Raw genomic sequence first — 26,852 nt, forward strand, 5'->3', positions numbered from 1 at the left:
GCGGTACGGGAAGCCCCGCCGTTCACGGCGGGGAGGATGTCACTCGGACAACGCCGCCACGTCGTCGGCGGTCACCTCGCGGTCGTCGGGGAGGCGCTCGATGCAGTCGAAACAGAGGAAATGTTCGGTGCCGTCCGCGAGTTCGAGCGTGACGCCGCCGGTCGTCGTCGCCTCGAACGTCCAGAAGTTCCCGGCGCCGCCCGCGACGGGAACGTCCGTCCCGCAGCCGTCACAGGGGTCGGAGCTCATACCCGAAGCCGACGGGCCGGGACGGGAAAGCCCTGCGGGTCAACACTCGCCCGCGTCGGCGGCGACGCCCAGCGAGAACGACACGGAGTCCGTCTGCACGCGGTTCGGCGCATCCGCCGGGAGCTCCCACCGGAACCGGACGGCGTGGGCCCCCGCGGCGACGCAGGCGTCGGTCAGCGGGATCCACTCCGAAACGGCGTCGAGGCCGGCGAGCGATCCCTCGTAGACCGGCCGGCCGTCGGCGTCGTCGTACCACAGACGGACCCGCACGTATTCCTGTAGTTCACCCGGCGGGCCGCCGTCGCCCGCGCTCCGCTCTGCGTCGGTCACGCCGCCCTCCGCGACGTCGGTCACGGTCCCCCGAACCCAGAGGCGTGCGGGCGACCCCGACAGCGAGAGCGAGAGGTCGACCGTCCCGCCGTCGCCGGGCACTACGTCGTCGAGGGCGACGGGGGGAACGGCGGCCGCGACCGGATCGTCGGGCGGGACGGCCGTCCCGGTGCCGGCGGGCGGCGGATTACGGTCGCCGTCGAGCCATCCCGATCCGTCGGCGGGCGAGCCGTCGGCGGTCTGATCGGACGGCCGCTCGGTCGAACCGCCGTCGTCCACGGGCGTGTCGGGTGCGGGCGTCGGATCCGCGTCGGTGGCCTCGCCCGCCGGCGTCGGGGTGGACGTCGGCGGACGGTCGGCCGTCACGTCGTACTCGATCGAGAGGTCCGGGTCCGAGGCCGGGTCGTCGTCGAATCGGGGCGCGGTGCCGAACCCCGCGCCGACGACAGCGAGCAGTCCGGATCCGAGGAGGACGAGCAGACGGCGACGGGAGGAGTCGTCCTCCGCCGCGTCCGGGTCACCGGCGTCGCTCATCCGGCGTCACCGGCCGTGGGGATCCGCCGTGCGGTCCGATCGGGGACGCGGTGCGATCTCATGGGCGCCGCTACGCGGGAGGGGGAAATAGGTAATCAGGCGCTAGCCGACCGCCGGGACGCAGCGCGGATCGTCAGGGTGAGCCTGAAGCCGCGTCGTGGGGGCCGCGGCGTCGCCCCCAGCCGAGGTCGGGCCGCTGGAACCGGCGCCCGTGCCGGCGATGGGGAGACCCGCCGCTGGTCGGGCGGTGGTGGGTCACGTCACCGGGGCGCTGGTGTCGACGGCGGTTCCCGTCCTGCGCGGGCGGAACGGACGGTCACTCCCCCTGGAGTTGCTTGAACTGATCCAGGAGGGCCTCGGTGGAGTCGCCGGACTCGTACGAGAGGGTCCCTCGGAACTCCGACCGGTCGTCGTCGGAGAGGTCGACCTGCCCGGTCTTCTGCGCGCGCCGCTCGTGCTCGTCCTCGTCATAGGCACCCATTGACATGGTACGTGGTGACTTGGAGGTGTCCTGATATATATGTAACGGACGATTCGGGGGGACGACGCGGAACGCGTAAATCGTCCGAGGACGTACCGTCCCCCGTGGCACGACCCCTTCGTTTTCGACACGCCCCCGGCCGCTGGACGGACGGCCGCGTCCGCGCCGAGGTGTTCGAACCGCTGGACGGCAACCTGGGTGCGACGAGCAGTCGCCCCTGGTTCAAACCCCCCGAGGGGTACGAGGCCCGGCGGTTCGACGTTGACAACGGCGACACCGCGCTCTTCTGCTGGGACGACGACGGCGCCTACTGGCTCGGCAACACGGAGACGCCGTCGAGCCTCTGGCGCACCGAGAAGTACGGCTTCACCGAGGTACCGGACGGCGTCGCCGACTGGGCGGAGCGCGAACTCCGCGCGGAACTACACGAGCAGTCGCCGTGGCTGGAACCCTATCCGCATCTCTCGTGGTTCTTCCTCCCCGTCTTCCTCTCGAAGGACGGCCGCTGGACGACCCGTGAGTTCTTCGACGAACACGCGGCGGGGTTCCCGGACGCCGACCGCGACGACGCGCTGGCCTTCTACGAGCGGTTCCTGTCGGCCGGGATCCTCGACGAATACCGCGAGACGATGGCGGGCAAGCTCGGCACCTCGGAGCGCCTGGATCTGACGCGCATGGCGGCGACCATGGGTGAGTTTCACACCGCGAAGCTGCTCGTGGACGCCGGCTACGAACCCCGGCCCGAAATCGAGGTGACGACGGGCCACTCCATCGACTTCCAGGCCCGGACCGACGAGGGCGAACAGCCGCTCGTCGAGGTGACGCGGCCGCTACCGCCGAACCGCCGCTCCGCGGGGACGCCGGCCGCCGCCGTCCGGGACACCGCGAAGACGAAGACGGACGGACAGCTGTCGGCACACGCCGGCGGCGTCGTGCTGTTCGTTGACTGCTCGTCGTTCCCCGACGACGACTGGCTAGCGGTCGAACAGGCACAGCCGGAGGTGGGACACCGGCCGGCGGTCGTCTACCGAACCCGGCCCGACGGGCGGACGACGGGCTACACGAAGGGAGCGGTACCGCTAGAACTGGAATCGGCCTTCGACTAGAGCGACAGCGGGGTCGGGCCCGACTCGCCGAGCGCCGTCGGGTCGCGGTCGCTGTAGAAGCGACGGCCGATGGCCTTGTGTCCGACCGCCGAGCGGACCGAGAGACGGACCTGCTCGGGCGTGTCGAACTCCTCGGTGGCCAGTCGGTTCAGCACCTCGCCGACCCGCTCGGTCCCGCGCTGGAGTTCGAGTTCGTGGTCGCCGTGTTCGGCGATGATCTCGTCGGTTGTCGTGGGGAATTCGAGGGCGTCGATCATTTCGCCAGTGCCGTTGAACTTCATCACTGGGTTAGAGGCAGCGGAGAACTATAATGGTTTTCCATGTACAACCTTAGTTCGGATGAAGTCTTTAATCATCCTTAATTGAGGACCGTTACCGCGTGTGGGAGTGACACGCGTCCGTCGCAAGGCCTATCGGCGGGGCTGGCGAGGGGAGTCCATGGACGTGGTCGCCGACCTACACGTACACACGCCCGTCTCGGACGGGCGGTTGTCCCTCGATGCCCTGCCGTCGGCCGCGCGGGCGGCCGGCGTCGAGACCGTCGCGATCACCGATCACGACCGCCTCCACCCGGACCTCGACGCCCCCGTGACCGTCCGCGACGGGATCACGGTGATCCGCGGGGTCGAACTCCAGGTCGAGACGGCGACGGGGCGGCTCGACCTGCTCGGCTACGGCGTCGAGGGGACGGCGGGGCTGCGGGCGGAACTCGACCGCCTCCAGCGCGACCGGATCGAGCGCGCCCGGCGCATGACGGCGCGGGTCGAGGACCGCCTCGGCGTCGACCTGGACGTCGCGTTCGAACCCGGCGTCGGGCGGCCACACGTCGCCCGGGCGGTCGACGAGAGCGACGCCGACTGCGACTACGCGGGCGCGTTCGAGCGGTTCATCGGCGACGACGGTCCCTGTTACGTCCCGCGCGAGGTGCCGCCGGTGGACCGCGCCCTCTCCCTGCTGACCGCGGCCTGCCCCGTCGTCTCGCTGGCCCACCCGTTCCGGTACGCCGACCCGGAAGCCGCCCTCGAACTCGCCCCACAACTCGACGCGGTCGAACGGTACTACCCGTACGACGCCCCGGTCGGGACGGAGCGCCTCGACGCGGTGATGGAGCGCCACGACCTGCTGGCGACCGGGGGGAGCGACGCCCACGACGAGCGGCTGGGCATCGCGGGTCTCGACACCGCCGCGGCCGCCCGGATCACGTCGCGTCTGCCGGATGCGCAGCCTTAAACCGGCGTGAGCCCCTACTCCGGGTATGAAGTGCCACTACTGTGATCGCGAGGCCGCCTACGCGGCGGAGAAGGAGGGTATTCGCGTCGGCCTCTGCGAGAACCACTTTCGCGAGCGGTTGGAGGAGCTCGCGGAGTCCGACGACCTGGCCGCCCTCCGCGAACGGATCGACATCGACCGCACCGAGTAGCCCTTCTCCCGCCCCACATCCGGACCGGCCTCGTTGCCGTCGCGGACGACCCGCCCCGACTCACAGTACCGTCCCGAACCAGAGGTAGAGCCCGGCCAGTATCGACTCGAAAGAGAGGGTGCCGAGCGCCGAGAGGAGCACGAACCGCCGGTCGTCCATGCCGGCGAGGCCGGCGGGCACCGTCACCATCCCCCGCGTGAACAGGAGCGTGTTGCTCAGGGGGACCACCACCGGCCCCCAGCGGTCGAACCACCCCTCGAAGCGGGCGAGGGAGTCGTCGCTGACGCGGAACCACCGGGACTGGAGGAGCCGTTCCCGGCCGACCCGCTTGGCCAAGAGGAAGAGGGCAAACTGCCCGACCGTCGCGCCGGCGACGGCGACGGCGACGACGACGACGGCGGTCCGGACGGAGCCCCCGAGGAGCGCGAGGGCACCCGGAACGACGAGTTCGCTCGGGACGACGTAGAGCAACATCGCGCCCTCGAGGACGAACACGCCGAAGAGGACCAGCAGACCGTAGTCGGCGGCGACCAGCTCGCGGAGGGCGGTGGGCAGTTGCGCGACCTGGAGCGGCGGCGTGGACACACCTCGCCCTGTGCCGTCGAGGGACTAATCGGTTGCGTTGTCGTGAATGTGCGGGAACGACGGGGTTTTGGGCGTCCCGAGCGAGGCGGCCGTATGGACCAGACAGACCGCCCGCGGCGACTACGCCGGGACGGCGTCCGCTCGCTGGTCAGCGAGACCGAACTCCGCGCGACCGACCTCGTGGCGCCCGTGTTCGTCGACGCGACGACCGACGAGCGGGTGCCCATCGAGTCGATGCCCGGACACGAACGGGTCCCCGTCGACGAGGCGGTCGACCGCGTCGAGGAAGTGTTGGCGACGGGCGTCGAGGCCGTCATCCTCTTCGGGGTGCCGGAATCGAAGGACAACGAGGGCTCGCGCGCCTGGGCGCCGGACGGCGTCGTCCAGCGAGCGACCCGCGACGTCACCGAGGCGACGGACGCGACGGTCATCACCGACGTGTGTCTCTGTGAGTACACCGACCACGGCCACTGCGGGGTGTTGGAGGCGGACGCCCGCGACGATCCGACCCTGACCGTCGACAACGACGCGACCCTGGACCGACTGGCACGGACGGCCGTCTCCCACGCCGAGGCGGGGGCGGAGATGGTAGCCCCGTCGAGCATGACCGACGGGATGGTTGGCGCCATCCGGACGGCGCTCGACGACGCCGGCTTCGCCGACGTGGCGATCATGTCCTACGCGGCGAAATACGAGAGCGCCTTCTACGGTCCCTTCCGCGACGCGGCCGACGGCGCCCCCGCCTTCGGCGACCGGCGACATTACCAGATGGACCCCGCGAACACGCGGGAGGCGCTCCGCGAGGTGCGACTCGACGTCCAGCAGGGTGCGGACGTGCTGATGGTGAAACCCGGCCTCCCCTACCTCGACGTCGTGAGCGCCGTCCGCCGGGAGTTCGACCGACCCGTCGCCGCCTACAACGTCAGCGGCGAGTACGCGATGCTCCACGCCGCCGCCGAGAAGGGGTGGCTCGACTTGGAGGCCGTCGCCCGGGAGTCGTTGCTCTCGCTCAAGCGTGCGGGTGCCGACCTGATCGTGACCTACTTCGCCGAGGACGTCGCGCCCGACTGCCGGGACGCGTGAGCACGCGGCCGACCGACAGTCATAGGGAATCTTACACTACGTTCGTCTAATTATTCGCCGCTCACTGCCCACAGAGTAGCCATCTTACGACCTTATACAACCCTTATCCACTATTAAACCGGACGAACATCCACCGAATCCCCTTCATATCAACAATTGTAAACGCTAACCCTTATATTATGTCGTAACAGTATCTTCTATCGCGATTCGGAGAACGAACATGGCACGCAAATACGGAAACACGAACGTCTGTCCAAGCACTGCTCGCGAAGTACCGTCGGCGGAGGTGGCCGGATGCTGACGCCGCTGCAGGTCGATCCCTCGGCGCTGGCCTCAGGTGTCAACAACGTCTGGGTGTTGACCGTCACCTTCCTGATCTTCTTCATGCACGCCGGCTTCGCCATGCTGGAGGCGGGGCAGGTACGCTCGAAGAACGTCGCCAACCAGCTGACGAAGAACATGCTCACCTGGAGTATCGGCGTCATCGTCTACTTCCTGATCGGGGCCGGCGTCTCCGGGATTGTCGGCGGGGCGGCCGATCCGTTCGCCTACATCACCGGCGGCTCCGACACGTGGATCGGCTGGCTCTTCGGCGCGGTGTTCGCCATGACGGCGGCGACCATCGTCAGCGGGGCCGTCGCCGGCCGCGCGAAACTCCGCGCGTACGTCACGTACACTATCATCCTCTCGGCGGTCATCTACCCCGTCGTGACGGGGCTGACGTGGGGTGGCGGCTACCTCTCGTCGGTGCTCGGCGTCGGGTTCAGCGACTTCGCGGGCGGCATGATCGTCCACGGCATGGGCGGCATCGCCGGCCTCACGGCGGCGTGGGTCCTCGGCCCGCGGATGGACCGCTACAACGACGACGGGAGCGCGAACGTCATCCCCGGCCACTCGATGACCTTCGCCGTGCTGGGGACGCTCATCCTCTGTTTCGGCTGGTACGGCTTCAACGTCGGCACGGCGGCGACGGTGTTCGTCGTCGAGGAAGGCACCATGGCCCTCGGCGCCTTCGCCGACACCGTCGGCCGCGTGGCGCTGACGACGACGCTCGCGATGGGCGCGGGCGCCATCGGCGCCGCCGGCGTCTCGCTGCTCCAGACCGAGAAGGTCGATACGCTCTACGTCGCCAACGGGATGCTCGCCGGCCTCGTCGGCATCACGAGCATCCCCAACCTGTCGACGTGGTGGGGCGCGCTGCTGGTCGGCCTGCTGGCCGGCGGACAGCTCCCCATCGTCTTCAAGTTCGTCGAGAAGCGGCTCAAGATCGACGACGTCTGCGCCGTCTACCCCGTCCACGGGAGCGCCGGCGCGATGGGGTGTATCCTGCTCCCCTTCGTCTCGATCAACGGCTTCTCGACGCAGGTCCTGCTGGCACAGATCGTCAGCGTCACCGTCATCGGCGCCTGGACCATCGCCGCCACCGCGGTCGTGTTCGGTGCGCTGAAGGCCATCGGCCAGGCTCGCGTCGATCCCGACCACGAGCGTGAGGGGCTCGACGTCGCCGAGCACGGCGTCGACACCTACCCCGAGTTCGGCGACCAGCCCGACGCGGTGCCGGACGGCGGCGAGGAGATCCGCACCGACGGCGGCGAGGACGAGCGCGACATCAAGATGGTCGTCGCGATGCTTCGCCCGGAGAAGCTGGGCGACGTGAAACAGGCCATCGCCGAGGTCGGTGCCCCCTCGATCACCGTGACGAACGTCTCCGGCCGCGGCTCCCAGCCCGCGAAGAAGGGCCAGTGGCGCGGCGAGGAGTACACGGTCGACCTCCACCAGAAGGTGAAAATCGAATGCGTGGTCGCGGACGTACCCGCCGAAGACGTCGCCGAGGCCATTCGCGAGAGCGCGAACACGGGCGAACCCGGCGACGGCAAGATCTTCATCATGCCCGTCGACGAGGCGATTCAGGTCCGGACGGGCAAGGAGGGGCCCGACGCGGTCTGAGACCGTCCTCGACGCCGACCCCGATCGCGATCCCGACCGCGACCCGCTCCGGCCCGACGGTCTCCCCTGGTTACGGTTCCGTCGCCGGCGCCGGCTCGCGGTGAGCACCTTTTCTCCGACCCAGTACATTCTTTCCGCCGCCGCACACACCGGTAGGTATGAACCACGAGAACTCCCGCGAGCTGTACGACCGGGCGCTGTCGGTCCTGCCCGGTGGCGTCAACTCGTCGGTCCGAGCGTCGATGCCTTACCCCTTCTTCGTCGAGGACGGCGACGGCGCACACGTCGTCGACGCCGACGGCAACCGCTATCTCGACTACGTGATGGGCTACGGGCCCCTGCTGTACGGCCACGACCTCCCCGACCCCGTCGAGGCGGCGATCCAGTCCCACGCCAGCGCCGGGCCGATGTACGGCGCGCCGACGGAGGTGGAGGTCGACCTCGCGGAGTTCGTGACCCGCCACGTCCCCTCCGTGGAGATGCTCCGGTTCGTCAACTCGGGGACCGAGGCGACGGTCTCCGCGGTCCGTCTGGCGCGGGCGTACACCGGGCGGGACAAGATCGTCGTCATGCAGGGCGGCTACCACGGCGCCCAGGAGTCCACGCTCGTCGAGGGCGGTCCCGACGGCGCTCGACCGTCCTCGCCGGGCATCCCCGAGAGCTTCGCCGAGCATACGATCCCCGTCCCGTTCAACGACACCGACACCATCGCCGACGTGTTCGCGGAACACGGCGACGACATCGCCGCCGTGCTCACGGAGCCGATGCTGGGCAACATGGGCGTGGTGATGCCCGTCGACGGCTTCCACGAGTCGCTTCGCGACCTCTGTGACGAGTACGGCTCGCTGTTGATCTTCGACGAGGTCATCACGGGCTTCCGGGTCGGCGGCCTCGGCTGTGCCCAAAGCGAGTTCGGGATCACGCCCGACCTGACGACGCTCGGCAAGATCGTCGGCGGCGGCTTCCCCGTCGGCGCCGTCGGCGGCCGGGCCGAAATCGTCGAACATCTCACTCCCGGCGGCGACGTGTTCCAGTCCGGCACCTTCTCCGGGCATCCGGTGACGATGGCCGCCGGGCTGGAGACCCTGCGGTACGCCGCCGAGAACGACGTCTACGACCACGTGAACGCGCTCGGCGAGCAGTTGCGTGCCGGCATCACCGACATCCTCGAGGAGCGGGCGCCGGAGTACACCGTCGTCGGCACCGGGAGCATCTTCAAGACGATCTTCACCCGCGAGGGGCGCGGCGGCGAGGGCCGTTGCGAGGCCGGCTGTCGCCAGCGCGAAGACTGCCCGAACTACGACGCCTGTCCCAAGACGGGCGCGGACGTGGCCGCAGCCGAGACCAACCGCTGGGAGCGGGTCTTCTGGCAGGAGATGAAGGATCGGGGGATCTTCCTCACCGCCAACCAGTTCGAGGCGCAGTTCGTGAGCTACGCCCACACGGAGGCGGACGTCCAGCGAACGCTCGACGCCTACCAGGACGCGCTGTAGACCGAACACCGCGCGACAGTGTGCGACACGAGAGACGGCCGTTATCGATCGGGACGATAGTGTGATCGCACACTACGATTTATACAGGGAGATCACCTACCCGTGGACGTGGGCAGTGAGAACGTCGACTCCGAGAGCAAAGTGTCGGGGAACCAGGCGAACATCCCCGCTCGCATCCGCCGGGAACTCGACATCGACGACGGCGACACGCTCCGCTGGCACGTCGAGGACGACGGCACGCTCCGCGTCCGGGTCGTTCAGCAGCGAAGCGGTACGTTCAGCGACTTCGACGGCTACGACGGTGAGCAGGAGACCGCAGTCACGACCGACCACGATGCGTGGGGCGTCGACACGGAATAGATGCCGCGAGCACTCGTCGATACGACGGTCCTCTTCGCCGCTGCGTACCGTCGTGACGAGGCACACGACGGGGCCCTCGCCATCCTCACGGGCATCGATACCGCCGACCTTCCGGAGGCAGTGATCCTCGACTACGTGCTCGCAGAGACGCTGAACGGACTGACGAACCACGCCGGACACGCGGCCGCCGTCGACTTTCTCGACCGAATAGAGGAGAACGCGCGCTGCCACATCGACACCCTGACCGCGGACGAGTTCGCGACGGCGAAAGCGCTCTTCCGGCGGCACGAGGGGTTCTCGTTCGTCGACGCCGCTATCGTGGCGTATATGCAAGCGGAGGGGCTCGGCTACCTCTACGCGTTCGACGACGACTTCGACGCCGCCGCGGACGTCTACCGCCTCGACACGGCGACCGATCCCTATCAGCCGGAGTGACGTTCGCGGTCACCCCTCGTCCTCGCGCTCGTGATACGGCGGCACGAACACGTCCGCCTCGACCATCTTCTCGATCTGTCGCTCGGTCACCTCCTCGGCGTAGGTGTCGTGATCGACGGGTTGGCGGTCCAGCCACAGGTTCTTCGGGTAGATCTCGCGGTCGTAGATGGGCTGGATCAGCTCGGTCCGCAGGTCCTTGATCCAGTTGGTCAGCGGCGAGGACGTGCGGTGTTCGCGGAGCCCTTCCACGTCGATCGGGGCGGCGCAGTACGAGGACCCGGCGCCGTAGGCGTGTTCGGCGAGGATCTGCCCGCGGTGGTCGACGATCATCGATCCGCCGCCGAAGGTGTCGACCGGCGTGTCGGCGTCCGGGGTGACGTAGTACGTCCCCAGGTTGGGGGCGACGACGTAGCAGGTGTTGTCGAGAGCGCGGGCGCGGTTCTGGATCTCCCAGCTGTCGTTCGCCACGAGGGGTTCGGGGCAGGCGATCCGGCAGATCACCTCGGCGCCGTTCATCGCGAGGCCGCGGACGTACTCGGGGTAGGCGCCCTCGATGGCCAGCGAGATGCCGATGCGACCGATCTCGGTGTCGACGACGGGAAAGAGGTCGTCCAGGTCGTCGCCGTGGTGGTCGGTCCAGTCGTCCCACACGTCGTGGGGGGAGACCGATCGCTCGACGGGGAGCAGGGGCGTCACCTTCCGGTGGGTGTGGATCACGTCGCCGTCGGGGTCGATCACGAAGGCCGTGTTGTAGAATTTCCCGTCGTACTCGGGGGCCTTCTCCTTGGCCGAGGCGACGATGAAGGTCTCGAACTCCTTGGCGTACTCGCCGAGGGTCTCGGTTTCGGGGCCCGGGATGTCGATCGCGATCTCCTCCCGGTAGGTCGCGTGGTCCATGTCGAACACTTCGTCGGTGAACCCCTGGAGCGCGCCCTCGGGGAGGACGGCGAGCCGGACGGGGAGCTCGAGGCCGCTGAGCCACGTGGCCGCCGAGAGGGCCTCGTGCACGTGCTCCAGGTTCCGCTCGATGTCACTGCGTTCCTCGACCCCCCACACGGTCGGGGAGAGGCCGACGGCGTTGTATTTCGGGATCTTCGACATGCGTCGGGGGGTCTCGGGTCCGACGGATATCGTTTGTGCCGTCGATCGGAACTGGTGGGCTTTTCACCCTCGGGAGCGACCGATCGGACATGAATACAGGCGGGACAATCCGGCTGGCGACACGCGGATCCGACCTCGCCCGCCGACAGACGGCGAACGTTCGCGACCGCCTCGACGGGCGACGCCGCAGCGTCGAGACGGTGGAGGTGTCGACCCGCGGCGACGAGATCAGGGACGAACTCATCCATCGCCTCGGGAAGACGGGGGCGTTCGTCCGCGCGCTCGACGAGCGGGTGCTCGACGGGGACGTCGACGCCGCGGTCCACTCGATGAAGGACATGCCCACGGAGTCGCCGCCGGAACTCGTGGTCGCCGGCGTGCCGGAGCGTGCCCCCGCGGGCGACGTGCTGGTGACGCCCGACGGGAGCGACCTCGACGACCTCCCGGCGGGCGCTGTCGTCGGCACTTCGTCGCTCCGGCGGGGCGCGCAACTGCGCCGCGAGCGGCCGGACCTCGACGTGGAACCGCTCCGGGGCAACGTCGACACCCGGGTGGAGAAACTGCTCGCGCCGACCCTCCAGCGCGAACACCAGCGGCGGCTGGACGCCGAGGACGAGGACGAGGGGGAGCATCCGGACGCGTTCGATCGCTCCGCCGAGGCGTGGTTCGACGACCTCGCGGAACTGGAGCGGCGGGCGCTGGAACGGGCGGTCGATCGGGAGTACGACGCGATCGTCCTCGCGGAGGCGGGGCTGGAGCGAAGCGGGCTGCTGGGAACCGTCGGGACGGTCCGGCTGCCGAAACCGCAGTTCGTCCCCGCGCCGGGCCAGGGTGCCATCGCGGTGACGGCGCTGGCTGAGGGCGAGGCGACGGCGACGATCCACGACCGGGTCGACGACCCGGTAACCCGCGTCGAGACGACCGTCGAGCGGACGGTCCTCGCGGAACTCGGCGGCGGCTGTATCGCCCCGATCGGCGTCCACGCGGTCGTCCAGGGGGAGTACGTTCACGTGGCGGTGCAGGTGCTTTCCCTCGATGGCGAGGAGGCGATCGAGCGGACCGCCGACCTGCCGATCACGGACCACGCGGCGGCGGCGGCGTCGCTGGCCGCCGAGTTGCGCGAGGCGGGGGCGGCCGATCTGATCGACCGCGCCCGCGAGGAGGCAGAGGAGTGACCGGGGAGGAACCGAGCGGGCGGCCGCGCGTGGCGGTCTTCCGCCCGGACGACGACCGACTGGCCGCGGCCCGGTCGCTCCTCGCGGACCTCGGCGCCGAGGCGGTCCCCGACCCGATGCTCGCGGTCGAACCGACCGGCGAGCGGCCGCGGGAGGCCGACTACGTCGTGTTCACGAGCAAGACCGGCGCCGAACTCGCCGCGGACGCGGACTGGGAACCGGGGGCGGCGACGGTCGTCGCCATCGGGCCGAAGACCGCGGACGCGCTGGAGGCGGCGGGCTACGCGGTCGACCTGGTGCCAGACGCGTTCTCCTCGACCGGGCTGGTCGACCTACTCGCTCCCCGGGTCGGGGCGGCGACGGTGGAGGTGGCCCGGAGCGACCACGGCAGTCCCGTCCTGCTCGACGGCCTGCGCGACGCGGGCGCCGCGGTCCACGAGACGGTGCTCTACCGGCTGGTCCGCCCCGAGGGGGCGGGCGAGTCGGCGACCCTCGCCGCGGACGGCGCCCTCGACGCCGCCTGCTTCACCTCGTCGCTGACGGTCGAACACTTCCTCGACGCCGCCGCCGAGCGCGGGATCCGTGCGGACGCGGTCGGTGGCCTGAACGCCGCCGTCGTCGGCGTCATCGGGGAGCCCACGCGGGAGACCGCCGAGGGCGAGGGGATCGCGGTCGACGTGGTGCCCGCCGAGGCGACCTTCGAGGCGCTGGCCCGCGAGACGGTCGCCCGCCTCGACTCACGCTGACGAGGGTTTATCACCGGTGGCGCACGAGTCGTCGACGATGACGGGTCCCGTACCGGAACTCGCCGAGCGCGCGGCGGCGTGTGCCGACCGGCTCCGGACCGCGGACTCGGTGTTGCTCGCCTCCCACATCGACGCGGACGGCCTGACGAGCGCCGCCGTCGCCGCGACGGCGCTGGAGCGCGCGGGCGTTCCCTTCGAGACGGTCTTCGAGAAGCAACTCGACGAGGCGGCGGTCCGGCGGATGGCGGCGACCGACCACGACACCGTCCTCTTCACCGACTTCGGGAGCGGCCAACTCGACGTGATCGCCGGCTTCGAGGGGCGGGGCGCGTTCGTCCCGGTGATCGCCGACCACCACCAGCCGGCCGACGCGACGACGACCTACCATCTGAACCCCCTGCTCGTGGGGATCGACGGCGCGAGCGAACTGTCGGGGGCGGGGGCGGCGTACGTCCTCGCACGCGCGCTCGAAGCCGACGGGGTCGACAACCGCGACCTCGCGGCACTGGCGGTCGTCGGCGCCGTCGGCGACATGCAGGGCGGAGTCGACGGCCTGACCGGCGCCAACGGGGGAATCGTCGCCGAAGGGGTCGCGGCGGGCGTCCTCGGCGAGGGCACGGACCTGGCGATGTACGGCCGACAGACCCGCCCGCTCCCGAAACTGCTCCAGTACGCGAGCGACGTGCGGATCCCGGGGATCACGGGCGACGAGGCCGGCGCGGTCGAGTTCCTCGCGGGGCTGGACGCCGACCTCCGGGGGGACGGCGAGTGGAAGCGGTGGGTCGACCTCACCGACGACGACCGGCGGACGGTCGCGAGCGCCCTGCTCAAGCGGGCGGTCGCGAGCGGCGTGCCCGCCGACCGCGTCGACGACCTGATCGGGACGACCTACACGCTCACCGCCGAGAGCGAGGGCACCGAACTGCGCGACGTGAGCGAGTTCTCGACGCTCCTGAACGCGACGGCGCGGTACGAGCGCGCGGACGTCGGGCTCGCGGTCTGTCTCGGCGACCGCGGGGCGGCCCTGGAGCGCGCCCGGACGCTCCTCCGGAACCACCGCCGGAACCTCTCGAACGGGCTGGAGCTGGTGAAATCGGAGGGGGTCACGGTCGAGGGAAACGTCCAGTGGTTCGACGCGGGCGGGCGGATCAGGGAGACCATCGTCGGCATCGTCGCCGGGATGGCCCTCGGGGCCGACGGGATCCGTCGCGACCTGCCGATCGTCGCCTTCGCGAGCGTCGAGCCGTCGGCGGAGGGTGAGGGGCTCGAGGAACGGAAGGTCTCGGCCCGCGGCTCACACGCGCTGGTCCGGGAGGGGCTCGACCTCTCGGCGGTCATGCGCGAGGCCGCGCGGTCCGTCGGGGGTGACGGCGGCGGCCACGACGTCGCCGCGGGGGCGACCATCCCCGCGGACGAGCGGGCGGCGTTCGTCGAGGCCGTCGACCGCCTCGTGGGCGAACAGCTCGGGTAGCGAACCGGTTCGGGTCAACCCTTTCCCGTGGCGTCGGGGTAGAACGGGTATGAGCGAACGGGTGACGGCCGACCGGTCGCACGGGGACGGCGTGGTCGACTCGGTCGAGGCGTTGATCGGCGACACGCCGCTGGTCCGCCTCGACGGCTTCGCCGAGAACCTCCTCGGGAAGGTGGAGGCGGCCAACGCCTACTCGGTCAAGGATCGGATCGCCCGGGAGATGGTCGACGCGGCGGAGGAGTCGGGCGAGCTCCCGCCGGGCGGGACGATCGTGGAGGCCACGAGCGGGAACACCGGCATCGGCCTGGCGACGGTTGCGGCCGCCCGCGGCTACGACTGCGTCCTGACGATGCCGGCCTCGATGTCCGAGGAGCGCCGGGCGATGCTGTCGGCGCTCGGTGCGGACCTGGAGTCGACGCCCGCCGAGGAGGGGATGGGCGGCGCGAACCGGCGGGCCGCGGAACTGGCGACGGCGGACGACGCCGTCCTCGCCCGGCAGTTCGAGAACGAGGCGAACCCGCGCGCCCACCGGCGGACGACGGGGCCGGAGATCGACCGCGCCACCGACGGCGACGTCGGTGCCGTCGTCGCGGGCGTCGGGACCGGCGGCACCATCACCGGCCTCGGCGAGTACTTCGGCGAGCGGGACCGCGACGTGACGACCGTCGCCGTCGAGCCCGCGTCGTCGCCGACGCTCTCGGAGACCTGCACCGACGGACACGACATCCAGGGGATCGGGCCGGGATTCGAACCGGACGTCCTACGGCCGGAACTGGTCGACGAGGTCCGTGGGGTGACGGGTGACGAGGCACGGACGGCCGCGCGTCGCCTCGGCCGCGAGGCGGGACTGCTCGTCGGCATCTCCTCGGGGGCGGCACTCGCCGCCGCGACCGACTACGCGGCCGAACACCCCGGGGAGACGACGGTCGTGCTCCTCCCCGACACGGGCGAGCGGTACCTCTCGACGGACCTGTTCGAGGCGTGACCGCAGCGTCTCACGGCTGATAGCGGTCGTCGGTCGCGGGCGAGCGGTGCACGTCGGCGACTCCGCATTCCCGTGCCGAAATCCGCCGACTGCGCGCCCCGAAGTGTCAGACCAAAGGACAAAGGTAGAAACGTGTTCGCCCCGAATTGCGCATATCAGCGATGAAAACGGGGATCCCTGCTCCGCGGCCGGCACGTGGGGTTCGGAGGCGGCCGTGAGCCCCGGTCGAGCGCGCGGACAGAGTTCCGTCGTGGGCGTCGTGCTGGTCGTGGCGCTCGTCGTCGTCGTGACGACCAGCGTCCTGTTGATCGGCGGCAGCGCGCTGCGCGACGTGCAGGACCGGACGGAGGCCGGTCAGGCGGAACTGGCCATGTCGAACGTCGACGCCGAAGTGAGCGAGGTGGCCTTGGGGTACGCCGACGCGCGCCGGGTGTCGATCGGCGGGAACGGGCGGGCGACGCTGAACGAGTCGGCGGGGCGGATCACGGTCGAACGGGTGGGCACGAACGGGACGCCCATCGTGAACACGACGCTGGGTGCGGTCGAGTACCGAGCGGGCGGGACGACCGTCGCCTACCAGGGCGGTGGCGTCTGGCGGTCCGAGGCGGGGCGCGCACGGATGATCTCGCCCCCGGAGTTCCACTACCGCTGGGGGGTCGGATCCGGGAACGATCCGACGCTGACCTTCCCTATCGTGGTGCTCCGGGGGTCGGGCTCCTCGGCCGAGGCGCTCCGGTTCGCGGACGGCCCGACGCGGGCGGCGTTCCCGAACGCCAGCGCGGGGCTGGAGAACCCGCTATCGTCGGGGACCGTCCGGATCACCATCTCCGGCGAGTACTACCGGGGGTGGGCCGACTACTTCGAGACGCGGACCGACGCGGACACGGTCAGAGTCGACGACGCCAACCGGTCGGTCGTGGCGGTGCTCAGCGTGCCGTCGCGGGGTCGCGAGGTCGGGGATTCGATCGCGGCCTCCTCGCCGACGGTCACCGTCCAGGGCGGCGCGACGGTCGACAGCTACAACTCCTCGCAGGGGAGCTACGCGGCGACGCGGGGGGAGAACGGGAGCGTCTACGTCGGCGAGGACCTCGTCAACGCGGGGGGAGGGACCATCTACGGCGACATGCGCGTCGACGGCGACTTCGAGGCCGGCGGGGGAATCGAGGTGAAGGGCCGACTGATCGCCGACGGGGACGCCGACCTGACGGGGGGCGGCGTCACCGTCGACGACGAAATCGTGGCCGACGGCGACCTCCGCCTCGGCGGCGGCGGGCGACTGGACAGCCCGGCGACCGTCAGCGGGCAGGTGGTCGAGACGGGCGGCGGCGTCACCGTCGCCGCGCCGGTCGTCGCCGGTGGGGATTATCTGAGCGGGTCCGGAACCATCGAATCCGGGGCCGACGTCCACGTGGGCGGCGATTTCTACCCGGCGAACGGGCAGAACATCGACGGCAACGTGACGGCCGCGGGCACGTTCGAGAACGGGCCGAGCGTCAGCCCGAACGTGAACGGGGTCGTCGTCGAGAACGGCCCGGCGCCGAACCTCGGGGCCGTCTCGGCGGCGCGCGATCTCCGGCCGCCGGATCTGCGGCCCGTCGACACCACCATCGACACGAAAGTCGACGCCGCGGCGACGACGAACGACAACGACGGGAGCGACGCCGGCCGGATCGAGGCGGGGAACTGCGGGAGCGGGTGTACGCTGACCAACGGGACGTACCACCTCGACTCCCTCGATCTGTCCGGCGGGAGCAGCCTCACCTTCGACACCACCGGCGGGCCGGTGTACGTCGCCGTCGACGGCGACGTGTCCACCTCGGGCGGGTCGCCGGTGGACGTGGTCGGCTCGAACGAGGTCCACGTCTACGCGACCGGCGACTACACGATCAAGACCGACTGGACGAGCGTCGGCGACCGCGGCGACCAGATCTGGCTCTACGGATCGAGCGCGTCGACCGTGACCGTCCAGGGCGGGGCGAACTTCTACGGCGTCGTCTACGCGCCGGGGAACCAGGACGTGACCGTCCGCGGCGGGGCCGCGGTGTACGGCGCCATCGTCGGCGCCGTGAGCGACGTGCAGGGCGGGACGGCCGTCCACTACGACACGGTGCTCGCGGACCAGCGACCCGTCCTCACGGGCGGGGGCGGCGCGCCGGTGACCTACCTGCACGTCACGGTCAACGAGATCCGAGTCGAGGACGGCTAACCGTCCGACTTTTGCCCGCGCCCCCGAAAGGTTGGCCATGGCCGACTTCGACCCCGAGAAGTTCGAGGACAAGTACGCAAACTACTTCACCGAACTCCAGCGGGCGTACAAGAACGCCTTCGAGACGATGAACGATCGGTTCGACTCCGAACTCATCCACGCCATCGACCAGCAGGTGCTCAACGAGTCCGAGCCGTTCTACGAGGACGGCGAGTTCCGGATCGAGCTCCCGGAGAACCCGACCGACCGCGTGACGGCCGTGGTCGTCGACGAGGAGAAGTTGGAGACGACGCTGGAGCGGTACGTCGAGGAGATCAGGACCGAACTCCGGTCCGTGTTCGGCCTCGACGAACGTGACGAACCAAAGGCCTAAGCCCGTCGGTGTCCTTGGTTCGCGCATGAGTACTGACGCTCAGGACGCCGACGGCGAGGACGACCTGCGGGAGCGCGTGACCAACTTCCTGCGGCGGAACTTCCCGCAGATCCAGATGCACGGCGGGAGCGCCGCGATCCAGCACATCGACCTCGAGACGGGCGAGGTGAGCATCCAGCTGGGCGGCGCCTGTTCCGGCTGTGGCATCTCCCCGATGACGATCCAGGCGATCAAGAGCCGGATGGTCAAGGAGATCCCCGAGATCACGAAGGTCCACGCCGACACCGGTATGGAGGGCATGGGCGGCGAGGGCGGTCACGGCGGCGGCGACGGCGGCATGGAACCCTCGTTCCCCGGCGAGACGACCGACGACGGCGAGTCGAGCGACGAAGGCCCGCAGGCTCCGTTCTAACGCTCCGTTCGCCGCGGCGTTTTTCACCGATTCCGAGCGACCGCCGTATCCCGACCGGGGCCATCGGCGGACCGAGTAAGGTTTAATCGGCGGCGGTCCGTCTCGCGTCCATGGACGTTCGTGAACTCGCCGTGAGCGCGGAGTACCGCGTCGCCGTCGAGGCGGGCGACGACTGGCGGGGAGCGATCGAAGCCGTCGCCGCCGACGAGGGCGTCGCGGCGGCGTGGTTCACCGGCGTCGGGACGGTCCGCGACGCCGACGTGTGGTATTACGACCCCGACGCCGAGGAGCATCGTGCGGTCCGGTTCGACGAGCCGCTGTCGGTCGCGGCCTGCACGGGCGGGGTGTCGACGGGCGAGGACGGGGAGCCGTCGGCCCGTCCCTACGCCGTCCTGACGCGGCCGACCGGACAGGCCGTCGGCGGCTATCTCAACGCCGCCGAGGCGGTCACGGGACGGCTGTACCTCCGAGCCTTCGAGACGGCGTTCGACGACGGGTGGACGGAGCCGTGAGACCGGCGGACGAGCGATACTTCGAGCGGATCGAGGACCGCCTCGACGAGGCGTTCGACCACGCGAAGCGGGCGAAATCCCGGGGTGCGGACCCGAAGCCCGAGGTCGAGATCCCGGTCGCCCGCGACATGGCCGACCGCGTGGAGAACATCCTCGGCATCGACGGGGTCGCCGAGCGGGTGCGCGAACTCGACGGGCGGATGAGCCGCGAGGAGGCGGCGCTGGCGCTCGTCACCGACTTCGTCGAGGGGACCGTCGGCGACTACGAGAGCGACGCCGGCAAGATCGAGGGAGCGGTGCGGACGGCCGTCGCCCTGCTGACCGAGGGGGTCGTCGCGGCGCCCATCGAGGGGATCGACCGCGTCGAGTTGCTGGAGAACGACGACGGGAGCCGCTTCGTCAACGTCTACTACGCGGGGCCGATCCGCTCGGCCGGCGGGACCGCCCAGGCGCTCTCGGTGCTGGTGGCGGACTACGCCCGCTCGCTGCTGGGGATCGAGGAGTTCCGCCCGCGGGACGACGAGATCGAACGCTACGCCGAGGAGATCGGCCTCTACGACGCCGAGACGGGGCTCCAGTACACGCCCAAGGACAAGGAGACGAAGTTCATCGCCGAGCACATGCCGATCATGCTGGACGGCGAGGCGACGGGCGACGAGGAGGTGTCCGGCTTCCGGGACTTGGAGCGGGTCGACACCAACGCCGCCCGCGGCGGCATGTGTCTCGTCCTCGCGGAGGGCATCGCGTTGAAGGCGCCGAAGATCCAGCGCTACACCCGCGACCTGGAGGAGGTATCGTGGCCGTGGCTCCAGGACCTCATCGACGGTACCATCGGGGCCGACGACGGTGCCGACGACGCCGACGGCGACGAGGACGACGCAGACGGCGACGGGGACGACGACGCGAGCGAGGCCGAGGCGGGACCGCCCCGGGTCGAGCCCTCCGCGAAGTACCTCCGGGACCTGATCGCGGGGCGGCCGGTGTTCGGTCACCCCTCGGAGTCGGGGGGCTTTCGGCTCCGATACGGCCGCGCCCGGAACCACGGGTTCGCGACGGCGGGCGTCCACCCGGCGACGATGCACCTCGTCGACGACTTCCTGGCGACGGGGACACAGATCAAGACCGAGCGCCCGGGGAAGGCCGCGGGCGTGGTGCCGGTCGACACCATCGAGGGGCCGACGGTCCGCCTCGCGAACGGCGAGGTCCGCCGCATCGACGACCCCGCGGAGGCCCTGGAGGTACGCAACGGCGTCGAGGCGATCCTGGATCTGGGCGAGTACCTCGTCAACTACGGCGAGTTCGTCGAGAACAACCACCCGCTCGCGCCGGCCTCCTACACCGTCGAGTGGTGGGAACGGGAGTTCGAGGCGACGGCGGCGGACGTCCAAGCGTTGCGGGACGACCCGCGCGTCGACCTGGCGGACCCGACGGCCGCGGAAGCCATCGAGTGGGCCACCGAGTTCGACTGCCCGCTGCACCCCGTCTACACCTACATGTGGCACGACGTGAGCGTCGACGCCGTCGAGACGCTGGCGGCGGCGGTGGCCGACGGCGAACCCCGCGTCGCCGAGAGCGACGGCGGCTACGGGGCGATCCGCCCGCAGGACGACGAGGGCGACGTCGACGTCCTCGTGATCGAGCGGACCGAACCGCTTCGGCGGACGCTGGAGACCCTCCTCGTCGAACACGTCGCGAGCGAGGAGGGAATCCGGATTCCGGACTGGCGGCCGCTGGCCCGGTCGCTCGGGATCTCGTCGGAGCGCGAACGGGCGTGGACGGCGGCGGACCTGTCGGCCGCGGCCCGGGAGTACGACGGCGGCGACAACGCCATCCGCGCGGTCAACGAGGTGGCGCCGTTCACGATCCGGGAGCGGGCGCCGACCCGGATCGGCAACCGGATGGGCCGCCCGGAGAAATCGGAGCGCCGCGACCTCTCGCCGGCGGTCCACACCCTCTATCCCATCGGCGAATCCGGCGGCAGTCAGCGCGACGTCGGCGCGGCGGCCACCGCCCGCACCGACGCGGGGCTCGGCGTCGTGGACGTCGAGGTGGGCCGGCGGGCGTGCCCGGACTGCGGGACCGACACCCACCGGACCCTGTGTCCGGACTGTCGGACCCACACCGAACCGGTCTACGAGTGTGGCTCCTGTGGGCAGTTCGTCGACCCGGACGAGTCGGGGCGCGTCCACTGCGAGCGGTGCGAGCGGGACGTGACGAGCGTCGAACGGCGCCGCCTGAACGTCGGCGAGCGCTACCGCGAGGCCCTGGAGACGGTCGGGGAGCGGGAGGCCGCCTTCGACATCCTGAAGGGGGTCAAGGGGCTCACCTCCGCGAACAAGACGCCGGAACCGATGGAGAAAGGCGTGTTACGCGCCAAACACGACGTGAGCGCGTTCAAGGACGGGACGGTCCGCTACGACATGACGGACCTGCCGGTGACGGCGGTCCGACCCGAGGAACTCGACGTGACCGCCGACGACTTCCGGGAACTCGGGTACGAGACCGACATCGAGGGCGACCCGCTCCGGTTCGACGACCAGTTGGTCGAACTCAAGGTCCAGGACATCGTCCTCTCGGACGGCGCCGCCCAGCATCTCATCCGGACTGCGGACTTCGTCGACGACCTGTTGACGGAGTTCTACGACCTGCCGGCCTTCTACGAGGTCGAACAGCGGGAGGACCTGGTCGGCGAACTCGTCTTCGGGATGGCGCCACACACCTCGGCGGCGGTTGTCGGGCGGGTCGTCGGGTTCACCTCCGCGGCGGTCGGGTACGCACACCCGTACTTCCACGCGGCGAAGCGGCGGAACTGTGACGGCGACGAGGACTGCGTCATGCTCCTGATGGACGGCCTGATCAACTTCAGTCGAGAGTACCTTCCCAACCAAAGGGGGGGCAGAATGGACGCCCCCCTCGTCATGTCCTCGCGGATCGACCCCACCGAGATCGACGACGAGGCCCACAACATGGACGTGGTGCGGCAGTACCCGAGGGAGTTCTACGAGGCGACCCGGGAGATGGCCGACCCGGAGGACGTCGACGTCGAGATCGCGGAGGCGTCGCTGGGGACCGACGGGGAGTACCACGGCTTCGATCACACCCACGACACCTCGGACATCGCACTCGGGCCGGACCTCTCGGCGTACAAGACGCTGGGGTCGATGATGGAGAAGATGGACGCGCAGTTGAACCTGGCGCGGAAACTCCGCGCGGTCGACGAGACGGACGTGGCCGAGCGGGTCATCGAGTATCACTTCCTCCCGGACCTGATCGGCAACCTCCGGGCGTTCTCGCGCCAGGAGACCCGGTGTCTGGACTGCGGGGAGTCCTACCGCCGGATGCCGCTGTCGGGCGACTGCCGGGAGTGTGGCGGGCGCGTGAACCTCACCGTCCACGAGGGGTCGGTGAACAAGTACATGGACACCGCGACGGAGGTGGCCGAGGAGTTCGGCTGTCGGCCGTACACGAAACAGCGCCTGGAGGTGCTCCAGAAGAGCTTGGAGAGCGTCTTCCAGAACGACCGGAACAAGCCCTCGCGTCTCGACGACTTCATGTGAGGCCGGCGGCGTCGTCGCGGCGTCGTCGGGTTCGCCCCGTCCGGAACACTTAGTGTAGTCGGTTCTACATCGGTATGGCATGGGGAGAGGTACACGGGGACGCGTCGTAGCGACGGGAGTGATCGTGTTGCTCGTCGTCTCGGGGATGACGGCGACGGTGGCGGCCGCACCCACCCTGGACGTCACGGTCGATGGATCGGGCGTCGGCGACGGGGAGTCGATCACCGTCACCGACGACCCGCAGTTCCGCATCGAGGCGAGCGGCGAGTCGTCGGTCGAATCGATCGAAGTGATGGTCGGCGGGGAGACGCGCCACTCGTTCCAGCCGGGATCGGAGTCGTTCTCGGAACTGGTGGAACTCGACATCGACGACGGCGAACACGAGGTGCGGATCGTCGCCGAGGGCTCGGGGACGACCGAGTGGACGGCGACGATCCGGAAGGACTCGGACGGGCCGCGGGTGAGTTACACGTCGCCGTTCAGCGGGCCGGGACAACCGACGGGGACGGTGGTGATCGAGCACTCGGACGCGACACTCGCCGCCGACCTTTCGGACCGGAGCGGCGTCCAGTTGGTCCGGATCGAGCGGAACTACGAGTGGACGTTCGGCGGCCAGTCACAGCGTGACCGCGAGACCTACCGGATCTCGGATCCCGGGGAGAACTTCTCCCGGCCCATGCTGTTCGGCCTTGGGGAGAACTCCCTGCGCGTCGAGGCCCGGGACGTCCACGGGCAACGGACCACCCACGAGATCACCGTCAGGGTCGAGGACGCCGAGCGGCCGTCGATCGACCTCGACCGGTTCGAGCGGAGCGGGAACACGCTCGAGATCGCCGGCGTCGCCGAGGACAACGTGAAGGTGCGGTCGCTCGACGTGCGGGTCGGACGGAACCGCAAGTCGGTGTTGACCGAGACGTCGAAGGAGCCGACCCGCGAACGGCTCTCGGCGGAGTTCGAGAGCACCGTCCAGCTTACGGGCGACGTCCAAGAGGTCACGCTCATCGCGACGGACGTTGCCGGCAACACCCGGGAGTGGACGGTCCCGATCGACTACCGGGGACACATCGTGCCGACCATCGACATCGACGACGAGGCGACGCGGATCGAAGGCGACAGCGTCGCCGTCACCGGGACGGTCACCGACGGACAGTTCGGGCGGGTCGTCGTCGAGACGGTCGACGCCGACGGGAACGTCGTCTCGACGGCCACCGCCTACGACGGCGACACGACCGACCAGGTCGACGTGCGGGCGCGGCTCGGTCGCGCCGACGGGGAGACGACCGTCGTGGTCCGGGCCGTCGACGTCGACGGGGAGGAACACGAGGAGACGCTGACGCTGGATGCGGGGGGATCCGAGACGGCGACGAGCGCCGAGACGGTGACGCCGGCGGCCACCGACGCACCCTCGACGCCGGCGGCCACCGACGCACCCTCGACGCCGGCGACGACGGCGGCACCCGCCGTCGACGACGCGCCGCAGCTGGCGCTCGGGGGGACGACGAGCCGGATGCCGGTGCCGCTCCCGCTCCCGTTCCCGCTCTCGATCCCGCTGCCGATCCCCTTCGCCGGGACCGTCGTGGCGGTGGTGGTAGTCGGCCTGGCGATGGCCGTCAGCGCCGTCGGGGAAGCGGGCGTCGAACCCGGTGCCGGACCGGCCGCGACCGACGAACCGGCCGCCGGGACCGGCGAGTCGGCGGACCGCCGGGACGCCGCGTCGACGGCGGGCGGTGGGACCGAACCACGGGACCGGGAGCGTCCCGGCGGGGCGACGTCGACGCCGCGTTCCGACGCCAGGGGCGGCGAGACGGCTCCGCCACCGGGCCATAACGGAGCCAGCCCGGAGACGGGACGGCCCGCCGGCGAGCCGGCGAACGACCCGTCCGCCACGGGCGAGACGGGGGGAAGCGGGGGGGCGGCGCCGGAACCGGAACCCGAACCGGAACCCGCCGTCGACGTGACCGACCACCTCGGCGTCGGATCGATGGCCGACGTCGGCGCCGACGAGGTGGCCAGCCTGGCGACGGAACTCGACGCGGACGAGACGGAGACGGTGGCGACCGCCGCCCGCGTGCTGGCGGCACTGGCCGAGGAGCGGCCGGGACTGGTCGCGGGCACCGAGGCCGAGTCCCGGCTCCGTGACCTGCGTCTCGACCCGGATCCGGCGGTGAGTGAGGCGGCGAGTACGGCCGTCCGCCGGCTGACCGACGAGTGATCACAGTCGGCGAGTGTTCCACCCGAGGGCGGCGTTGACGGGACAGCGGCGGAGGGCCGCGGTGACGAACATGACGACCGCGAACACGAGGATCGCTCCGACGGTGACCGTCCGAACGCGAGCGGTCAGGCCGCCACCGTAGGCGACGAGGGCCGTCGCCGACAGGGTGGCGAGGACGCCGAGGCCGATCCGAACCGCGCGGTCGGTGCCGCCGACGTTCGGTTCCATGGGGGACGTACGCTGCGCGGCGGCAAAAGCCGTCGGTTACTCCAGATAGCCCAGGTCGCGCAGGCGTTCCTGTGCTTCCTCGTCCATGTCGGCGACGGCGTCGTCGGTCACGTCGGCGTCGGCGGCGCCGGTCCACGCGCCGCCGACGGCCGATTCGAAGTCCGCGAGGGCGCGCTCGACGGCACGGACGGCCGGGTCGTCGCCGACGGCGGCGGCACGGTCCTCCGTCTCCCCGGGGTCCTCGTCGAGGCGGTAGGCCTCGTCGGGGATGCGGTCGATCCGGACGTACTTCGCGTCCGGGCGGCGCGCGGCGCGCATCCGGGCGTAGAACCGGGAGTCCTCGGGAATGTCGATGCCGGCGCCCGCGGCCTTCTCCTCCAGTTGCTTGAGTTCGACCACCGATCGGGAGTACTCGACGAAGCCGACGGCACCGTCGGGCGCGGCCGCCTGCCCGGGGTCGGGGTCGTCGACGGCGTCGAAGGCGCGGTAGTCGTCGGCGAGCAGGGAGCGGGTCGGGTCGCGGGCGACGGCCGTCTCGCCGGGGGCGGCGGGGTCGCCGCCCGCGACGTCGAGGGCGTCGAGGACGGTGTGGTACAGGTCGACGAGTTCGACGGTGTCGGTCCGCCGGTCGGCGGTCAGGTCGGGATGTTTCACCATGAGGGGGACGTTCACCAGCGGGTCGTAGAGGCAGAACTCGTGGCCGTAGAGGTCGTGTTCGCCGTGGAGTTCGCCGTGGTCCGCACAGACCACGACCGTCGTGTCGTCCCACTCCCCTCGCTCCTTGAGCCAGTCGAACAAGCGGGTGAGCTGGGCGTCGATGTGGGCGATTTCGGCGTCGTAGAGGCCGCGGATATCGTCCCACTCGTCGTCGTCGATGTCGCGGGCACCCGAGTTGTACTCCTTCGAGTTCTGACAGACCGCCGTGTCGTCGACGCCGGGGGCGAACTCCGCGGCGAACTCGTCGGGCGGGTGGTACGGCAGGTGGGCGTCCATCAGGTTGACGAACGCGAACCAGTCCTCGGAGTCGTCGACGAACTCCATCGTCCGATCGATCACGGCGGGGGTCTTGGAGTCGGCGCCCTCGCCGCCCGCGAGGTACTCGTGGGCGACGTTGCCGAGCGAGACGAGTTTGTCGGCGATGGTCCGGAGTCGGTCACTGTCGTTCATCGTCTTCCAGGCCCGGGCGAGCGGGCCGGAGAGCAGGTCGCCGGGCATCACCTCGAAGAAGTTGTCCTGGGCGTCGAAACCGTCGGTGAGGTGAGTGTAGGGGGTGATCCAGGCGTTCGATGAGTAACAGGCGGTGTCGTAGCCGGCGGCGGAGAGCGTCTCGGCGAGCGTGGTGGCGCCCTCCAGATAGGGGTTCTCCTGGTCGGCGCCGTGCTGACTGGGGTAGAGGCCGGTGAAGAGGGAGGCGTGAACGGGGAGGGTCCAAGGGGCGGGGGCGACGGCCTCCTCGAAGACGGTCGCCTCGGACGCGAAGTCGGCGAGACCGGGCGTCGTCGGCCGGTCGTAGCCGTACGGCGTCAGGTGGTCGGCCCGAACGGTGTCCATGACGACGAAGAGGACGTTCCCGGGGGCGTCGCGCGACATGTCTCCCCGTGGGTCGGTAGAGCGAATAAAGGCCGCGGTCCCGGCTGTCGGACTGCGGGCCGGCTATCGCCAGTCGTCGAGTCCGGTCGCGTCGTCGAGTTGGACGGACACCCAGGCGTCGTCACGGGAGACGTCGGCGATGACGAACTCCGGGAGTCCCGGCCCCTCGTCCACCGCGGCCATGACATCCGAACCCTGCCCGCCTGCTGCCGTCACGTCGGGCGCCATGTGTGACACATGGTCACACCCTCATATAAACAC

General features: G+C 70.3%; 27 protein-coding genes. 18 read left to right on the forward strand and 9 right to left on the reverse strand.

Going from position 1 to position 26,852, the window contains the following annotated elements; translation table 11 throughout:
* Positions 1-39: 39 nt before the first annotated feature.
* The 3 genes from NO364_RS15155 to NO364_RS15165 form a co-directional block, all read right to left on the reverse strand.
* Positions 40-249 (reverse strand): DUF7561 family protein, encoded by a 210-nt coding sequence (locus NO364_RS15155; RefSeq protein ID WP_157690083.1) that lies wholly within the window; start codon positions 247-249, stop codon positions 40-42.
* 39 nt (positions 250-288) lie between these two features.
* Entirely contained in the window at positions 289-1,113 is an 825-nt protein-coding gene (locus tag NO364_RS15160; RefSeq protein WP_257627951.1) for a hypothetical protein, read from the reverse strand.
* A gap of 316 nt (positions 1,114-1,429) precedes the next feature.
* Entirely contained in the window at positions 1,430-1,600 is a 171-nt protein-coding gene (locus tag NO364_RS15165; RefSeq protein WP_257627952.1) for a DUF5786 family protein, read from the reverse strand.
* A gap of 98 nt (positions 1,601-1,698) precedes the next feature.
* On the opposite strand from NO364_RS15165, the gene NO364_RS15170 reads away from it, so the two are divergent.
* Positions 1,699-2,700 (forward strand): DUF5784 family protein, encoded by a 1,002-nt coding sequence (locus tag NO364_RS15170; protein WP_157690080.1) that lies wholly within the window; start codon positions 1,699-1,701, stop codon positions 2,698-2,700.
* Here NO364_RS15170 and NO364_RS15175 read toward each other — a convergent pair.
* Positions 2,697-2,981 carry a DUF5789 family protein gene (locus tag NO364_RS15175; protein ID WP_257627953.1) on the reverse strand — a complete coding sequence of 95 codons (285 nt, stop codon included), beginning with the start codon at positions 2,979-2,981 and terminating at the stop codon, positions 2,697-2,699. The two genes, NO364_RS15170 and NO364_RS15175, sit on opposite strands and share 4 nt — an antisense overlap.
* A 157-nt stretch (positions 2,982-3,138) precedes the next feature.
* Between NO364_RS15175 and NO364_RS15180 the strand changes: the two genes are divergently transcribed.
* Positions 3,139-3,930: a PHP domain-containing protein gene (locus NO364_RS15180; protein ID WP_157691194.1), complete on the forward strand. Its 792-nt coding sequence runs from the start codon at positions 3,139-3,141 to the stop codon at positions 3,928-3,930.
* A 25-nt stretch (positions 3,931-3,955) separates the two neighbouring features.
* A complete protein-coding gene (locus NO364_RS15185) occupies positions 3,956-4,120 on the forward strand; it encodes a DUF6757 family protein (RefSeq protein ID WP_256405714.1) in 165 nt (54 codons plus the stop codon).
* A gap of 60 nt (positions 4,121-4,180) precedes the next feature.
* Here the strand turns inward: NO364_RS15185 and NO364_RS15190 are convergent, their stop codons facing one another.
* Positions 4,181-4,705, reverse strand: coding sequence for a DedA family protein (locus tag NO364_RS15190; RefSeq protein WP_233255229.1), 525 nt, complete (start codon positions 4,703-4,705; stop codon positions 4,181-4,183).
* Between the two features lie 93 nt (positions 4,706-4,798).
* Between NO364_RS15190 and hemB the strand changes: the two genes are divergently transcribed.
* The 5 genes from hemB (at position 4,799) to NO364_RS15215 (ending at position 10,023) form a co-directional block, all read left to right on the forward strand.
* Complete coding sequence (hemB, locus tag NO364_RS15195; RefSeq protein ID WP_157690078.1) at positions 4,799-5,788, forward strand: porphobilinogen synthase; 990 nt, start codon at positions 4,799-4,801, stop codon at positions 5,786-5,788.
* Between the two features lie 294 nt (positions 5,789-6,082).
* Positions 6,083-7,735 carry an ammonium transporter gene (locus NO364_RS15200; RefSeq protein WP_257627954.1) on the forward strand — a complete coding sequence of 551 codons (1,653 nt, stop codon included), beginning with the start codon at positions 6,083-6,085 and terminating at the stop codon, positions 7,733-7,735.
* 158 nt (positions 7,736-7,893) lie between these two features.
* Positions 7,894-9,228 (forward strand): glutamate-1-semialdehyde 2,1-aminomutase, encoded by a 1,335-nt coding sequence (hemL, locus tag NO364_RS15205; RefSeq protein WP_157690076.1) that lies wholly within the window; start codon positions 7,894-7,896, stop codon positions 9,226-9,228.
* A gap of 108 nt (positions 9,229-9,336) precedes the next feature.
* The gene (locus NO364_RS15210; protein ID WP_157690075.1) at positions 9,337-9,588 is read left to right on the forward strand and encodes an AbrB/MazE/SpoVT family DNA-binding domain-containing protein; all 252 of its coding nucleotides are present in this window, start codon (positions 9,337-9,339) and stop codon (positions 9,586-9,588) included.
* Complete coding sequence (locus tag NO364_RS15215; protein WP_157690074.1) at positions 9,589-10,023, forward strand: type II toxin-antitoxin system VapC family toxin; 435 nt, start codon at positions 9,589-9,591, stop codon at positions 10,021-10,023.
* Between the two features lie 9 nt (positions 10,024-10,032).
* Here NO364_RS15215 and NO364_RS15220 read toward each other — a convergent pair whose 3' ends face one another.
* Entirely contained in the window at positions 10,033-11,124 is a 1,092-nt protein-coding gene (locus NO364_RS15220; RefSeq protein ID WP_157690073.1) for a nitrilase-related carbon-nitrogen hydrolase, read from the reverse strand.
* 89 nt (positions 11,125-11,213) lie between these two features.
* On the opposite strand from NO364_RS15220, the gene hemC reads away from it, so the two are divergent.
* From hemC to NO364_RS15270, 10 genes are all read left to right on the forward strand, one after another.
* Positions 11,214-12,299 carry a hydroxymethylbilane synthase gene (gene hemC, locus NO364_RS15225; protein WP_157690072.1) on the forward strand — a complete coding sequence of 362 codons (1,086 nt, stop codon included), beginning with the start codon at positions 11,214-11,216 and terminating at the stop codon, positions 12,297-12,299.
* Positions 12,296-13,045, forward strand: a complete 750-nt coding sequence (locus NO364_RS15230) for a uroporphyrinogen-III synthase (protein ID WP_199243622.1) — start codon at positions 12,296-12,298, stop codon at positions 13,043-13,045. The genes hemC and NO364_RS15230 overlap by 4 nt, the downstream gene beginning before the upstream one ends.
* A 37-nt stretch (positions 13,046-13,082) precedes the next feature.
* A complete protein-coding gene (gene recJ, locus NO364_RS15235; protein ID WP_257627955.1) occupies positions 13,083-14,516 on the forward strand; it encodes a RecJ family nuclease in 1,434 nt (477 codons plus the stop codon).
* Positions 14,517-14,565: 49 nt separating this feature from the next.
* Positions 14,566-15,501 (forward strand): cysteine synthase A, encoded by a 936-nt coding sequence (cysK, locus tag NO364_RS15240; RefSeq protein ID WP_257627956.1) that lies wholly within the window; start codon positions 14,566-14,568, stop codon positions 15,499-15,501.
* 214 nt (positions 15,502-15,715) lie between these two features.
* Positions 15,716-17,707 carry a DUF7289 family protein gene (locus NO364_RS15245; protein WP_257627957.1) on the forward strand — a complete coding sequence of 664 codons (1,992 nt, stop codon included), beginning with the start codon at positions 15,716-15,718 and terminating at the stop codon, positions 17,705-17,707.
* Between the two features lie 37 nt (positions 17,708-17,744).
* Positions 17,745-18,080, forward strand: a complete 336-nt coding sequence (locus tag NO364_RS15250) for a DUF5783 family protein (protein WP_157690068.1) — start codon at positions 17,745-17,747, stop codon at positions 18,078-18,080.
* Between the two features lie 25 nt (positions 18,081-18,105).
* Positions 18,106-18,492, forward strand: coding sequence for a NifU family protein (locus NO364_RS15255; RefSeq protein WP_157690067.1), 387 nt, complete (start codon positions 18,106-18,108; stop codon positions 18,490-18,492).
* 110 nt (positions 18,493-18,602) lie between these two features.
* Positions 18,603-19,004, forward strand: a complete 402-nt coding sequence (locus tag NO364_RS15260) for a PPC domain-containing DNA-binding protein (protein WP_257627958.1) — start codon at positions 18,603-18,605, stop codon at positions 19,002-19,004.
* On the forward strand, positions 19,001-22,561 hold the full coding sequence (locus NO364_RS15265; RefSeq protein WP_257627959.1) for a DNA polymerase II large subunit: 3,561 nt from the start codon (positions 19,001-19,003) through the stop codon (positions 22,559-22,561). Before NO364_RS15260 ends, NO364_RS15265 begins: the two co-directional genes overlap by 4 nt.
* A 79-nt stretch (positions 22,562-22,640) precedes the next feature.
* Complete coding sequence (locus tag NO364_RS15270; RefSeq protein ID WP_257627960.1) at positions 22,641-24,773, forward strand: hypothetical protein; 2,133 nt, start codon at positions 22,641-22,643, stop codon at positions 24,771-24,773.
* Here NO364_RS15270 and NO364_RS15275 read toward each other — a convergent pair whose 3' ends face one another.
* The 3 genes from NO364_RS15275 to NO364_RS15285 form a co-directional block, all read right to left on the reverse strand.
* Positions 24,774-25,001 (reverse strand): YgaP family membrane protein, encoded by a 228-nt coding sequence (locus NO364_RS15275; protein ID WP_157690063.1) that lies wholly within the window; start codon positions 24,999-25,001, stop codon positions 24,774-24,776. It abuts the gene before it with no gap.
* Between the two features lie 36 nt (positions 25,002-25,037).
* The gene (locus NO364_RS15280) at positions 25,038-26,591 is read right to left on the reverse strand and encodes a sulfatase (protein WP_257627961.1); all 1,554 of its coding nucleotides are present in this window, start codon (positions 26,589-26,591) and stop codon (positions 25,038-25,040) included.
* A 63-nt stretch (positions 26,592-26,654) separates the two neighbouring features.
* Positions 26,655-26,819 (reverse strand): DUF7556 family protein, encoded by a 165-nt coding sequence (locus NO364_RS15285; RefSeq protein ID WP_199243620.1) that lies wholly within the window; start codon positions 26,817-26,819, stop codon positions 26,655-26,657.
* Positions 26,820-26,852 lie beyond the last annotated feature (33 nt).

This window comes from Haloplanus salinarum, from assembly GCF_024498175.1.
GTDB classification, from domain to species: domain Archaea; phylum Halobacteriota; class Halobacteria; order Halobacteriales; family Haloferacaceae; genus Haloplanus; species Haloplanus salinarum.